Origin of the sequence: Paenibacillus sp. Soil750 (genome assembly GCF_001428045.1) — a bacterium.
GTDB lineage: Bacteria > Bacillota > Bacilli > Paenibacillales > NBRC-103111 > Paenibacillus_E > Paenibacillus_E allorhizoplanae.
Genome location: NZ_LMSD01000040.1, coordinates 374,790 through 387,805, shown reverse-complemented (window position 1 = coordinate 387,805; position 13,016 = coordinate 374,790). Strand labels below are relative to the sequence as shown.

General features: G+C 46.4%; 14 protein-coding genes and 1 pseudogene. 6 read left to right on the top strand and 9 right to left on the bottom strand.

Features of this window, described 5'->3' with window-relative positions; genetic code table 11:
* Positions 1–35 precede the first annotated feature (35 nt).
* Positions 36–1,046, bottom strand: coding sequence for a bifunctional glycosyltransferase family 2/GtrA family protein (locus ASL11_RS29120; RefSeq protein WP_056622535.1), 1,011 nt, complete (start codon positions 1,044–1,046; stop codon positions 36–38).
* A gap of 17 nt (positions 1,047–1,063) precedes the next feature.
* The gene (locus tag ASL11_RS29115; RefSeq protein ID WP_235550610.1) at positions 1,064–2,008 is read right to left on the bottom strand and encodes a phosphodiester glycosidase family protein; all 945 of its coding nucleotides are present in this window, start codon (positions 2,006–2,008) and stop codon (positions 1,064–1,066) included.
* A gap of 284 nt (positions 2,009–2,292) precedes the next feature.
* Here ASL11_RS29115 and ASL11_RS29110 point away from each other — a divergent pair, with 284 nt between their 5' ends.
* The 6 genes and pseudogenes from ASL11_RS29110 to ASL11_RS35500 all read left to right on the top strand — a co-directional run bounded on the left by ASL11_RS29110 (position 2,293) and on the right by ASL11_RS35500 (position 5,605).
* On the top strand, positions 2,293–3,489 hold the full coding sequence (locus tag ASL11_RS29110; RefSeq protein WP_056622531.1) for a ParM/StbA family protein: 1,197 nt from the start codon (positions 2,293–2,295) through the stop codon (positions 3,487–3,489).
* The gene (locus ASL11_RS29105; RefSeq protein ID WP_056622529.1) at positions 3,486–3,848 is read left to right on the top strand and encodes a hypothetical protein; all 363 of its coding nucleotides are present in this window, start codon (positions 3,486–3,488) and stop codon (positions 3,846–3,848) included. The genes ASL11_RS29110 and ASL11_RS29105 overlap by 4 nt, the downstream gene beginning before the upstream one ends.
* Positions 3,849–3,899: 51 nt before the next feature.
* Positions 3,900–4,358 (top strand): hypothetical protein, encoded by a 459-nt coding sequence (locus ASL11_RS29100; RefSeq protein WP_056622527.1) that lies wholly within the window; start codon positions 3,900–3,902, stop codon positions 4,356–4,358.
* A 99-nt stretch (positions 4,359–4,457) separates the two neighbouring features.
* Positions 4,458–4,634, top strand: a complete 177-nt coding sequence (locus ASL11_RS37125) for a hypothetical protein (protein ID WP_164483578.1) — start codon at positions 4,458–4,460, stop codon at positions 4,632–4,634.
* A gap of 66 nt (positions 4,635–4,700) precedes the next feature.
* A pseudogene (locus ASL11_RS38260) lies at positions 4,701–4,808 on the top strand (TetR/AcrR family transcriptional regulator); the annotation flags it as partial.
* Positions 4,809–5,428: 620 nt separating this feature from the next.
* Positions 5,429–5,605, top strand: coding sequence for a hypothetical protein (locus tag ASL11_RS35500; protein WP_063795714.1), 177 nt, complete (start codon positions 5,429–5,431; stop codon positions 5,603–5,605).
* A 49-nt stretch (positions 5,606–5,654) separates the two neighbouring features.
* Here the strand turns inward: ASL11_RS35500 and ASL11_RS37730 are convergent, their stop codons facing one another.
* The 7 genes from ASL11_RS37730 to ASL11_RS29070 form a co-directional block, all read right to left on the bottom strand.
* The gene (locus tag ASL11_RS37730) at positions 5,655–6,572 is read right to left on the bottom strand and encodes a methyl-accepting chemotaxis protein (protein WP_235550609.1); all 918 of its coding nucleotides are present in this window, start codon (positions 6,570–6,572) and stop codon (positions 5,655–5,657) included.
* 40 nt (positions 6,573–6,612) lie between these two features.
* Complete coding sequence (locus ASL11_RS37725; RefSeq protein ID WP_235550608.1) at positions 6,613–7,098, bottom strand: hypothetical protein; 486 nt, start codon at positions 7,096–7,098, stop codon at positions 6,613–6,615.
* A gap of 88 nt (positions 7,099–7,186) precedes the next feature.
* Positions 7,187–8,200 (bottom strand): extracellular solute-binding protein, encoded by a 1,014-nt coding sequence (locus ASL11_RS29090; protein WP_056622526.1) that lies wholly within the window; start codon positions 8,198–8,200, stop codon positions 7,187–7,189.
* A gap of 78 nt (positions 8,201–8,278) precedes the next feature.
* Positions 8,279–9,355: an ABC transporter ATP-binding protein gene (locus ASL11_RS29085; protein ID WP_056622524.1), complete on the bottom strand. Its 1,077-nt coding sequence runs from the start codon at positions 9,353–9,355 to the stop codon at positions 8,279–8,281.
* A gap of 36 nt (positions 9,356–9,391) precedes the next feature.
* Complete coding sequence (locus ASL11_RS29080; RefSeq protein ID WP_056622522.1) at positions 9,392–11,050, bottom strand: ABC transporter permease; 1,659 nt, start codon at positions 11,048–11,050, stop codon at positions 9,392–9,394.
* Between the two features lie 91 nt (positions 11,051–11,141).
* Positions 11,142–12,176, bottom strand: a complete 1,035-nt coding sequence (locus ASL11_RS29075) for an ABC transporter substrate-binding protein (RefSeq protein WP_056622519.1) — start codon at positions 12,174–12,176, stop codon at positions 11,142–11,144.
* 24 nt (positions 12,177–12,200) lie between these two features.
* Positions 12,201–12,986, bottom strand: a complete 786-nt coding sequence (locus tag ASL11_RS29070; RefSeq protein ID WP_056622518.1) for a DUF3919 family protein — start codon at positions 12,984–12,986, stop codon at positions 12,201–12,203.
* Positions 12,987–13,016 lie beyond the last annotated feature (30 nt).

Below are 13,016 nucleotides of genomic sequence, written 5' to 3'. Positions count from 1 at the left end.
AGTCCATTTTTTATTTCCATTGAGCTCTTTGCATGTCAATATACGATCTTTCGCTGTGCCCAATAGCTGAACGAAAATAAGAGGGATTCCGTTATTAGCTTTGCAGCTATGAGCGGTATGCCTATGCTCTCGTGAAAAAGGTACATGAACCCGTAATTCAAAAACATGATAAGGACAACGAGAGAGAAATACCGGGGCAACGATTTGCGGATAGCCGTTCCGTTCCTTTTGCCAAAAACAAATTTGCGATTCATGGTGTAATTGAATATGGAACTGAACAGTCGGGATCCAATGATGGATACGAGCAAATTGGAGGTCATTCCTTGCAACAAGAACAGCAGTATGAAATCCAAGATTGCGGCGAATCCCGAAGACGCACAAAATTTCAGGAAAGGAAAGTAAACTCTAGCAGAATCGGCGAGTGGACGAAAATGCGAAGATTTATTGTCGTCCAGATAGATGGTGTCGATCGGTACCTCGACCAAGTCGTATCCTACATGAGGTGCCTCGAGAAGCATATTCATTTCATACTCGAAGCGATTGCCTGGAATTTGGCATAGCCAATCCAACATCTCGGAGGAATACCCCCGCAGGCCAGTTTGCGTATCTTGTATGGGTTTACCCGTCGCCAGAGAATAAACCAGCCTCGTCGCCGAATTCCCGATGCGGCTGCGCAAGGGGACTTTGCCCGTGAATTGTCTGCTGCCCAGTACGATATGATTACGGTGCTCGCGAACGACTTTCGTGAGTCTTAGAATATCTTCGGGCAGATGCTGTCCATCACTGTCGGCGCAAACAACGCCATCACTTCCACCTTGCTGTCGCACATAGTCAAAGCCCGTCTTCAATGCGCTGCCTTTCCCTTGGTTCATCTTGTGCGTGAGCACGGTACAACCTGCTTGCTTCGCTGAATCAAAAATACCGCGGTATTCTTCACCGCTGCCATCGTCAACGACAAGGATCGAATCGTCGCTAACTTCTTTTAGATGATGGATAAGAGAAATTAACCTTTCGTCCGGCTCGTAGGAGGGGATGAGGATGGTCATGGTATCAGTCCTCCTTACTAAGATTTAGGAATATAGATAATGTCGCTTACGCCTCGTTCATTGCCTTTGCCAAGCGGATTATTAACGACTCTGCCCATAAAATACATCGTGGAAGAGCCGCCGCCATCGAGATTATAAGCTTCGGTAGCGCCGAGTTCATGGAAAAGATTCGCGAATTCAGTTAACGTCATGCCACGGCTATAGTTGGTTTTTCGTCCGTCGACCACGACAAACACGAAGTGATTCGGCGAGATCATCCCAAAGCCGGTGCGCGGATTGGCATCTTGAATCGATCGGTTTCCAAAGTTTTTATCAATTTGTACGGCGGAGAAATCTCCGGCTATCTTGCCATCTTTGACGAGGGTAGGGCCGAAGGAAAAGGTGTTTGTTGTTCCCTTAGCGAGTAAATCATCTGAAGAGATCTCCTCTTCGTTATAAGCTTGCAAAGTACCGTTGCTGAGTAAGGCGAGGCCATCACGTGCAGGTTCATCGCGGTAAACGGTACCGCCTCGAATGATGACGCCGTCGTTACGAAATCCGTAATAGTCGCCGTTGATCGCGAATACGGCGTTGTTACTTGCAGCAATCGTCGAAGTGTTTTCGATGATGTTTGTGCCGAAGGCATTTTTAGCGAATGCTGTGAGCAGGTTCGTGCTATTGTTGAACTTCACATCAGCAACGAAATAGGTGATCGCATCAGCTCCGGAGCCCGTTTGCACTTGTTTGATGCTAATCGTCTGGTTGTCGTCCTTATAATTCCAGTCATCGTATTGCGGTTGTGACGCTGCTTGTTTCACGGGCAAATCTTGCGTTACAACGTTATTCGGGGCGACGACAACCTCAACGTGTTCGAATAAATAACGATTAGCAAGCCAATAAAGAATCGCAGCGATAATAAGTAGACATATAGCTATGATGGTGATAATTTTGGTTTTTTTTCGCTGACGGAAAATGATAATCACTCCTCTTCGGGTCATAAAACTATTTTAGTGCGGCAACCTTTAGCGAATCTTAAATGTCAGCAGGTAGGCAAGCGAGTGACTGTTAACACACTTACATAAAGTTCAAAGTGTACGATTTAACCACTAAAGTTTAAACTTTAACATTTAAATTTTGAACTTCAAACGCCAAACTTCATTTCCTCCCCAAAATCAAAATTGTTAAAAATTCCTAGTAACCGTCTTAAATCCTCTCTATTAACCGAATCTATTTATAGTATCTATTAAGGTTGGGAGAGGAAATAGACATGGCTAAACATGATATTCTTACCACAACTATTCACTTATCCATTGATAACGGCAGCAGTCATATTAAAGGCATATATGACGATTTGAACAACAGCTTTATTTTCCCGAATGTTGTCGCACAACCTTTTGGGGAGCGCTTTTTGCTGATGGAACAAGGAGATCCCTTGGATTTCTTAGATGTGCAAATTACATCGCCAGCGATTGATACAGAGCAATATCGTCATGTCTACGTTGGAAACTTGGCTATTGGTGACGAAGGAATTGTGCATGAAATTGTAGGAGATAAAGCGGTGCAAAAGAAGGCTCAGCGGCCTGAAACCATGGTTACACTTCTAACGGCTGCGGCATATGCCATTGCCACGAAGCATGAGGATGCGATTAAACGCGGTAAGAATCGCATTAAGGCTACGGTGCACTTAGGAACAGGTCTGCCCATAAGAGAAATTACGAAGTTTAGCGAAGAATTTGCACAGAAGATAACAGGCGGTGTTCATTCTATTACGTTTGTTACGACACCTATGTTTAAAGGCGTAACGGTAGAAATGGAGTTTACGTTGCCATCGGATATCAGCATTGACGATGTGTCAGGTGTTTATGATATGGAGGCTACAACCAAATCACAGCTATCACATAAAGGCTTCGGGATTGCGGATGTTGGCGGTGTCGATATGGATATTGCCTTCTTCAGACCGGGGCTTGATCTGGATCAACGGCATTCAACGGGAGCTAAAATTTACTTAAACGATGCGTTGGAAAGCATTCGTAATGAAATCAACGCCCAAGGAGAAGAGCTAATCTCAAGCACGGCGGAACTGACGATCATGCTAGTCAATAAGGAATATGAAATTTACGCTGAAGGTAAAGTGGCTTTTGACATGACGAATCTCGTAAACCGTCACATGCGTATCCTAGCCGAAAAAGTATTAAAGTACGCCCGTAACTCCTGGAAACATGTTCGTTATGCGAATGAGTTCTGGTTTATCGGTGGCGGGGCGATCGTTCTGCAACCTTGGATCGAGAAATTAAATGCCGAATTAGGCTTGCCGATTCGATTTGATAAATCAGAGTACAGTCAATTCCGTAATGTACGCGGTACTTTCTTTTTGCTGGAGCATGCCTTGAAACAAACGAATAATGAAGTAGCGGCAAGCATGGAAACCCAGAAGGAAACTGAGGCTGGGAGCGGAGCGGATTGAAGAAACGGAGATCGACTGTTTTGGTGAGTCCGGGTAAGGATGTGACACTATACATTCCGACAGAAACACCGCCAGAGGTCATTGCGTATATGAACCAGTTAAAAGCTGAAGGCATGTTTAGTCATGGCATTATGGAGATTTTGACAAAGCATATCCTTCACGAACAATCGCTGGCTACGTTGGTAGGCGAAGAGGATCCAAATCAGACTATCGAATCATTCGTAGAGGATGATTATTTCTTTACCGCACCCATGGAACACCAGGAACCTGTGGACGTCCCGGTTTCCAACAGACAGAAGAGCTTCAGTTTAGAAGATATATTTCGGCAAGCTGGTCGCAATGCCGGCAAGCTTATGTAGGATTGAATGGGTGGGGTGAACTCCGATCATAATGAAAAGGAGGACATCGAAATGTCTAACGGACAAGTAAGTGAGGGTACACGTAATTTTACACTGTCGGATGATATTTTCCGTCAACCAGGTCTAGATTTGTGTTCTCAAATGGTCTACATTATTCTGAAAAGCTTTGGCTCTGAGTCCAATTTCCCTGTGATATCGGAGATTGCCATTCTTGGGAGAATGACGGATAAGCAGGCGATGAAGGCGCTGCAAGACCTCGTCGATCTTAAAATCCTTCCGCACAAACTGTTTCGCCGGATGGTTGGCGATTTCCAAGATGACCGACTCTCATGGGCGGCTAAGGGTTTACTTATCTTTTGCAAAGAGAACCCGCATATTCAATTGCATGACTTGCTGGAGTTAACGAGCCAATCGGGAGAGGACGAACACAGCATTCGAAATTCGTTAAAAGAGTTGAGTCAATACGGCTACTTGGATGAATACCCCGAATGGCTACAAATCGCGAACTGAGATGCGTGAGGATGGTTTGGAGCCAAATGAGACACACTAAAGCGTATGCCAAGGCCAACGTGTCTGGCAATCGAACCATCAACGCAAAGAGGTGATCATGTGAGCGGCAGAAATAATAAGCCGGATAATGACGGCCCAGCAGGGAAGCCAGGCAGGCTTGACCAGTATGGTGATAAGCTGGGATCGAGCAATGAGGCAGAGTTTGAAGCAGCGGCCAATCAAGCATGCGACGTTCCCTCGACAGAGGATTTGAGCGAGCAGGGGCAACACGAATAGAGGGCTTCGTTAATATTCACAAAGTAAGACCATCCTACTTAGGATGGTCTGTTTGATGTTTATCTGACGAGAGCACATGTTGCGCAGCGAGGGGACATTTCACAGCCGTATGTTTTTGGCTTTTTTGCAACCCAAGAGGCGTTGATGCTCGCGGCACCGGAAGCCTCTTGGGCATGAATTGCAGAATGCTTCTGCACTTACTGTCTCGTTCCAGTGTGATCTTTCTGAATTGATTAAATGGATATTCTACAGCTAATTTCGTGGAGATTGCTATTTTCGGAGGTTTAGATGGATTTTGTACAGCTAATTTGGTTCTACTCGTACAAATTGGAGAAATTCATGGAAATTAACATGAGAAAATCCACTTATTTGCGCCAAAATGAAGAATAGGCTAAATTTATATGCAGAAAATCCAGTTATTCTTTGAAGTAGGGATAATTACCAGTTCTGCTGAAATACAAGTGGATGTGAATCAGGATGGTGTTTTTGACCGCGAGGATGTTAGCAGGTTATTGAGCCAGATTTCAAAGGTAGTCGAATAAGCGTTGCACTGCTAATTAGCCTACAAACGATTCAAATCGTTTGTAAGGCTTTTTTATTTGGATCGTATCAAATTTAATCAATTGCTTATAATAAACTCGCACTGTCTCAAACCAACATCATAAGGAGTGTGAGCAACATGTCAGGTCACAAACAGCAAGGACAATCCAGAAAAAATACAACCACACGTACAGAGGACCAGAGCAGTAACAAGGGTGGAAAATAACGCTGATTGTACATGAGGAGGCTGGAATATGCTCGAAAATGTAGAAAGCAATTATGATTGCGCGAATGCAGGAGATGATTTGCACAATTTAATACAGGAACTTGAACAGTTCCAAGGCTCGGAAGAGCAGCGTAATCGGCTTGAAAATCAGATTCAATTTATACAGAATAAATGCTCCATCACACATGAGCATAACCCTAAGTAAAGAAAAGTCCATGCCTCTACTTCAGAGGTGTGGACTTTTTTAAATGACATTAACCCTTCGTCATCCGGTTGAGATCGGAAGTGAGCTTATCGAGCTGAAGGAAGCTCTCTAGGATGTCGCTAATGCGACTGTCTTGTGTCGTCATGCTTGCGGACATTTCTTGGATGGAAGCCATGTTTTCTTCGGTAATACCAGCAATCGTAACGATCTGATCCGTAATTCGCGTGTACTGTTGGTGAAGATCCTCCGCGGATTGTTCCACGTGAGCGGACTGACTTTCTAGGTGACCCGCATCGGTCGCCAGTGCATGCATGACTTGTACAACTTTCTGCGCGGCATCACTGCCATTCGCTACGGATTGCTGCCCCTGTAAGACTTGCGCCGCGGCTTGCGTTGTTTTCGAGCGAATATCCTCGAGGATCTGCTCGATCTGCTCGGTAGATTGCTGCGAGGTTTCGGCCAATTTACGAATTTCGTGAGAAACAATACCGAATCCACGACCGTGCTCACCTGCACGTGCGGCTTCAATAGCGGCGTTCAGTGCAAGCAAATTCGTTTGCGTCGAAATATGCTTAATCGTCGCAACTATATCACTGATCCGCGAGTTCTGACTGTCTAGAACGTTCATCAACTGAACGGAAGAATCCATGGTCTCGTGGGCACTTTTCACTTGAATCTCTAAGGACTCTGCTTCTTCACTCCCCACCTGGGTCAGTTGGGCAGAGCTTACGGATAGATCTCTCATTTCCGTTGAGCGGTCTGCCAAGGATGTGACGGATTGCTCGATCTGTCGAATGGATTCGCTGATATCACTAATACTGGATGTTTGCGTTTCTGTGCTTGCGGTAATTTCCCCGAAGGCTAAGGTGACTTCTCTAGAAATGGAGCCCGTAGCTGTCGCATTCTGCCTCAGATTCGAGCTGAACTGTGTAAGTGAGACTAGAGAGGAGGAGACGAGATTAACCAAATCGACAGATTTGTTTTCCTCCAGGACGGCTTGCTCCCGCTCAGAGAAGATATCTTTTTGTAATTTCAGGCACAGCGATTAACGCAAGGTACATGTACATGTTTACCATATCGTTGTCACCGAAAATCTCGGTTTTATAAGGGCTTAGGAAAAAGTAGGCCGTTAGAACAACACCCATGAAGCTGGAGAAGGCAATCGCGCGTGAGCTGCCATACAACGTCATAATAGCTAAATTCACGTAGACAAGGAGATAGGTTGTGAAGATGGGTCCCGTCAGTATGAGTAACCATGTCAGTAGTGTGATAATGGCGGATATGATATACATGATGTAGGTGGTAAGCCAACGTTTGTAGGTAAGAATGGTTGCCAATCCGCTAGTCAATGTGCCGACAACGAGAAGGACGATAATCGAATCCATACCTGCAGCAGTCAGGAAATCGACGGCTATGCCAAGGGCAAGCATTCCCCAAATAATATTCACAAGCAGTTTGTTGCGGCGGTGCAATGTCTCCATGTAATTCATCATCCGTCCACCTTTTCCATATAAAGTTACGTAATGATGATAACATGAAACGACAAATTTTTACATGAGTTTAACGAGTGCTAGACGGGTACTAATCCAACGCTCCCCGCCATTGATTTAGCAGCTTTTCATGCAACTGAGCAGCTAGATCAAAGCGGTACGTGGCAAGGAGATTCTCCAGCTTCACTGGCGCAAGAAGCGGATTCACAGGAATATTGGGCGCTACCGGGAAGGAAAAAGCTGTGTTCATGTAATCGGTTTGAACCTCTTTGGAGAGCATGAAATCAACAAACTGTTTGGCCGCGGCAGGATTGTTGCCTCCTTTCAGGATGGAGACAGCACCAATCTCCCAGCCTGCTTGTGGTGGAATAAACGAGCTTATGTTATAGCCCGAGTTTTTGAAACGCAGCTGGTCGCTTAAGAAGGAGACGGCCGCTGCCACTTCGCCTTCCGCTAAATGCTGTGCGCTCGTATTGCCGGCGAACGTCATGGAGGCGCTTTGCTTCTTCAGTGCTTGCATGAGATCAATCGCTGCGCTATCCCCGCGCTGCTGGGCAACCGATGCGAGCAACGTGTAGCCTGTCCCCGACGTCTCTGGGTCGGGAATCTCGATCTTGCCCTTGAGCTCAGGGCGCAGCAGATCCTCGTACCGCTGTGGCAGCGGAAGAGCCGCCAGCTGAGGATCTTGCTGCCAGACAGTTTGGTTCACGCCAATGGCCAGTGCACCCATGTAAATGCCGGTCCAATAACCATCTGCATCTTTGTATTTAGTGGGGATGCTGCTAGCGGAGGCAGATGAGTAGCGAAGAGATTTGTTCTTATTTTTGAGCTGCTCGTGCAGATCCGCAGGGCCACCCAGAACGATATCAATACCGGATTTACCCAGCGTCAGCAGGTGGTAGCTCGCTTCACCACTGGACATCCGGATGATATCATACGGTTGATCCGTTTTTTCCTTGAACGTCTCGAGCAGAATTTTCCCTGCATCCTCCTGGAAGATGACGTATACCTTAAGAGGCTGGTTACTTTTCTTCTCCCCGAAGACGAGATATCCAAGATACACCCCAATACCGACTATGAGCACGAGCAATCCTTTTTTCCACATGGCGAAACTCCCTCCTGAACAGCCAAAAAAGGAAACCAAAGTTTCCCTTTTTAACCTCCTGCTATTTGATATGTCCAACTAACTTAGTTTAATTAAATGAATTTTATCATCGGCTGCACTAATCGTGACATTCCCCTGATATCTTGTCAAACCGATATCATATGCATCGACAATCCATTCTTTCATATCATCATCTAAAATGAAGTATCGTTCCTTCTCGCCGAGGAACATGGAAGATTTCACGAAGCCGCTCACCACAAATTCGCTGGCGCTGGTAGCATTGATACGCATGGACTCAGGACGAATACTGAGCAGCACCTTTTCACCTGCCGACACTGCTTCATCAATCGTCACGCTTGCCGTACGTTTACTCGTGCCGTATTCCACAGTGGCTTTGCCATTGGCTGATTCAACTACAACGGCATCAACGAAATTCGTTGTCCCGATAAAGTCGGCGACGTAAGGCGTGCGAGGCTTGTAATAAATATCATGTGGCGTGCCGTACTGGTCAATCGCGCCTTTGTTGAAGACAACGATGTGATCGGACATCGATAAGGCTTCCAGTTGGTCATGGGTGACATAAATGACGGTTAAACCAAGCTCTTGTTGGATGCTGCGCAGTTCCACACGCACTTCTTCACGTAGCTTCGCGTCCAAATTACTTAGCGGCTCGTCGAGCAGGATGATCGGCGAGTTCATGACGAGGGCCCGGGCCATAGCTACCCGCTGTTGTTGCCCCCCGGACATCTCGTGCGGATACCGCTCCTCAAGTCCCGTCAGTTTCACTTTCGCCATCGCGGACTTCACACGATCCTGTATTTCCGCCTCAGGGCGCTTTTGAATATCTAGCCCGTAAGCGACATTATCGAATACCGTCATGTGCGGGAACAATGCATATTCCTGGAATACCATTGGTGTTCCGCGTTTGTACGGGGGCAGATCGTTGACGAGCTGACCATCAATCTTGATTTCACCCTCATCAATGGTATAAAAGCCGGCAATCGAGCGCAACAAAGTCGTTTTCCCACATCCACTTGGACCGAGAAATGTAATGAACTTCCCACGTTCAATCTGCAGATTGATCTGTTTGAGAACGTGGTTGCTGCCAAACACCTTACTTACATTTTTTAAATCTAACAATATGTGTGAACTCATGATTCTCACTCCTTAGGACGTCAGTGTTACGTATAGTTAGAAATCGAATATTTTGACCTTCGAACGGAAAATGAGCTTCATCACACCAAGCGTAGCCAGTGTTGTCCCCATCAAACCGACGGCAACAGCTGCTGCCCAGTAGTAAGTGCCGGTCTCTGCATAATTGAAGATGGATACTGCGGCGACGACCCATTTGGGCGTAATAAGAAAGACGATGGTGCTTAGCGTGTTCATATTTTTCATAAAGGCATAGACGAAGTTCGCAACGATGGTCTTTTGCAGCATAGGAAATACGATGGTTGTTAGTGTGCGGCGGCTGTCTGCACCAAGATTCGTTGCGGCTTCCTCAATCGATTTATCTACCTGCTTGAAGGAAGCAGTGAGTCCGCGATAGCCGACTGGCATCTGCTTGAGCAGCATGGCGACGATAATGAGAATGGCCGATCCTTGCAGCATAATTGGTCCATTGCTGAAAGCGACGATCAAGGCTAGACCAACGAACGTCCCTGGAAGAGCAATTGGCAATACGGCTGTGAAATCCAGCAATTTTTTGCCGGGGAACGGCTTGCGTACAACCACATAGGCCAACACAAGGGCGAAGCCAACAGCCAGAATGGAACTGATGAGCGATAAGACTAAGCTGTTCATGACAGCAGGACTGGAGGGGTTAAACACGATTTTGAACATATGATCCAGCGTAAAGGTGTTGTCACGTCCAAAGTTTTTGGTGAAAGCGAACAGGATCGTGATTGCGAACATGGACAAGATGAAGAGCGCCATAATGCTGTTGAATATGAAAAGCAGGATATCTGTCTTGCGGGAAGTCTTCACCCGGTTGAGTCCAGAAACAGGCTTTCCAGTGATAGTTGAGTAGGAGCCTTTGGCCAGCAGCCTGCCTTGAATAACGAATACCAAGAGGGCAGGAATGACGAGAATGAGACCCATGACGGAGGCGAGCCCAGGCTCGTTATTAATGATTTCTCCGTAAATTTCAACAGCCAAGAGGGAGTAATTTCCTCCAATTAGCTTGGGATTTCCAAAGTCGGCAAAACAGTTGATTGCCACGAGTAGAAAGGCGTTAATGACGCCGGGAAGTGCTAATTTAAACGTAATGGTACGAAAAAGCTTGAAGCCGCGTGCGCCTAGATTCTGTGCAGCAATTTCTAAATTTGGCGAAATGGAGCGAAGGACGCCTGTTATGGTCATGTAGGCAAGCGGGAAATATGAGATCGTTTGTACGATCCAGAGGCCCGGCAATCCGTATAAGTCCAGTTCGACGTTAAACCATGCTTTCATGGTTTGTGAGACCATTCCTCCTCTGCCGAATAAAAGCAGGAAGGCTAGGCCGGTCATAACAGATGGCGCGAGAATCGGGAGGAAGGCGATGAAGCGGAAAAACTTTTTCCCCACGATGTTGCTGTAATGAATGGAATACGCATAAATAAAGCCGCAGACCGTTGCAGTTAGAGCGGATAAGGAGGAGCTGACAACCGTATTGAGCAGAGCCTTCGCATACCGGCTTTTACTGAAAAAAGTTGTCCAATCCGTTGCTCCTGGCAGCGCTATCACATAAATAAGCGGATAAATGACGAAGAGACAGAGAACAGCGAAACTGATGAGGACAAGGATCAGCGATGATGGATCTTTCATCAGTCTGCCGATCGACGAACCCATACCCTTTTTTTCTATGATCATAAGGGGTTCACGACCACCTTCCAAATTCATTGTGTAGGAGGGCATTGATCAGCATAAGAAGCATTGCTTCAATGCCCTGTACATAGGCTTTTTACTTGAGATCTTTTAGTGCATCTTGCAGCTCTTTACGCTGTTCGGCAGCTTTCCACAAGCTGTAGGTGGTGTTATATTTCGTTGCTTTGATGTCAATGCCGCCCTTAGGGATCGGTACAGTAGGTTTCACGGAACTTGCAAATGCAGACTCGGTGTAAAGAAGTCCAGGTTCATTGGTTAACATGTAATCCATTAGTTTCTTAGCGCCCGCTGTGTTAGCGCCGCCTTTCACGACAGCTAATCCACCAACCTCATAGCCTGCGGCTTCAGGGACGATACTAACAATCGGGTTGCCTTGATTTTTCATCTTTAACTGGTCGCCAAGGAACGTAATACCGATCGTGTACTCGCCTTTGGCTGCTTTCTGAATCGGCTCAATGCCGGATTTCGGTCTTTCTTTAAGATTGGGAAGAAGTTTGGCAACATACTTCAGCATCTCATCTTTCCCCCATACTTGCGCAAGGGAAGCTACAGCTGTATAGGCTGTACCCGAAGTAGCAGGGTCGGACATTCCGATCTCGCCTTTAAATTTCGGATCTAGCAGCTCTTGGAAGGTCTGCGGGTAAGGAGCTGCAGCGTATTTCTCTTTCCAACGCTGTTCGTTGATACCAATAGCGATAGGATTAAGATAGAACCCGGTCCAGAAGCCTTCTTTGTCCTTCATATTGTCAGGAATATCCTTGGCATTCGGCGAAATGTAGGCTTCAAGCGCACCGGCTTTTTTCAGTACCTCATGCGAATCAGCGGGACCGCCCATCAGGAAGTCGGCCTGCGGCTTGCCCATCTCATTTTGTACACGGGTCACGGCCTCACCGCTTGGCAGACGAAGTACGTCGTAGTCGATTCCTGTTTCTGCTTTGAATTTATCTAAAATCTTGCGGGCTTCTTCTTCTTGGAAGATAGAGTACACCGTAATTTTACCTTTCGATGTCCCGCCAAAAACGCCGGATTTGTACAGGAAGAATCCTGCTATGAGTACGACAACAATGACCGACACGATCATAATGGAACTATTACTTTTCTTTCTAGCCATTTCATCAACCATCCCCTCAATATGTTAGGAGGCATCACTTAACTTGAAATAGGCTTTATGGTTGGTTTCATCTAACAAATCGAACACAATGAAGTAAGCGTTATCATATCGGTCGAGATGCAGCCAATGCTTACCGTTCGCGGCTTCGTCGGTTAATTGCACGACATAGTGGCTACTAGGCTGTTCAGCCATGAAGTCGAAATGACTGAAATCGATTAGCCTGACGGCAGTTCGCATTTGCGTCGTAAGTGCAGCCCGATCTGCCTCGGAAAGCGTTGTAAGAAGGCCATCTTGCAAACGAAATACTTGATGGTTCCTGTTTGCAATAACGCCACTTACTGTATCCGCAGTGAGCGTCTTGTCGATGAGCATATTCTGCAGCTTCCGAATTTCAGCGCTTATTTCCAGTGAATTGACCGAATCTGTTCCGAAGCGAAAGCCGCTAGTACCGATTTGGAAGGGGATATCCTCCTGATCCAGATAGGCAATGGAGCCCGTTAACAGCAAACGTGAAGCGTTTGCACGCGTTTGCGGCTTTCCCCCGTTTAATATGCGGGTAAACGATGCTTTCCACGCAATAAGCTCTTTCGGATCATCAATGGAAATGGTGCCAACGCCAGGATACGTCACGTTCATGCGCATAGGAACACCGTCGAACATATCACGGCTGTTTGCTTCCTTAGGGACGATACGAACTTCATCGACGCCGATACGAAACACATAGGCAAAAATGCCGATTAACGTACAACCAATTACGATTTGTAGTAAGATGAGACGCAACCATGAAAGCCCTTTCTTCTCCTCTTGCATGTAGATTACTCTCCTTTTATCTCAGAAAAA

Bases quoted from the DNA above. Each gene is read 5' to 3' on its own strand.
- ASL11_RS29085 (WP_056622524.1), bottom strand. From the start codon at position 9,355: ATGAGTTCACACATATTGTTAGATTTAAAAAATGTAAGTAAGGTGTTT.
- ASL11_RS37725 (WP_235550608.1), bottom strand. From the start codon at position 7,098: ATGATGAATTACATGGAGACATTGCACCGCCGCAACAAACTGCTTGTG.
- ASL11_RS29100 (WP_056622527.1), top strand. From the start codon at position 3,900: ATGTCTAACGGACAAGTAAGTGAGGGTACACGTAATTTTACACTGTCG.
- ASL11_RS29090 (WP_056622526.1), bottom strand. From the start codon at position 8,200: ATGTGGAAAAAAGGATTGCTCGTGCTCATAGTCGGTATTGGGGTGTAT.
- ASL11_RS29120 (WP_056622535.1), bottom strand. From the start codon at position 1,046: ATGACCATCCTCATCCCCTCCTACGAGCCGGACGAAAGGTTAATTTCT.
- ASL11_RS29070 (WP_056622518.1), bottom strand. From the start codon at position 12,986: ATGCAAGAGGAGAAGAAAGGGCTTTCATGGTTGCGTCTCATCTTACTA.
- ASL11_RS29110 (WP_056622531.1), top strand. From the start codon at position 2,293: ATGGCTAAACATGATATTCTTACCACAACTATTCACTTATCCATTGAT.
- ASL11_RS35500 (WP_063795714.1), top strand. From the start codon at position 5,429: ATGCTCGAAAATGTAGAAAGCAATTATGATTGCGCGAATGCAGGAGAT.
- ASL11_RS29075 (WP_056622519.1), bottom strand. From the start codon at position 12,176: ATGGCTAGAAAGAAAAGTAATAGTTCCATTATGATCGTGTCGGTCATT.
- ASL11_RS29080 (WP_056622522.1), bottom strand. From the start codon at position 11,050: ATGATCATAGAAAAAAAGGGTATGGGTTCGTCGATCGGCAGACTGATG.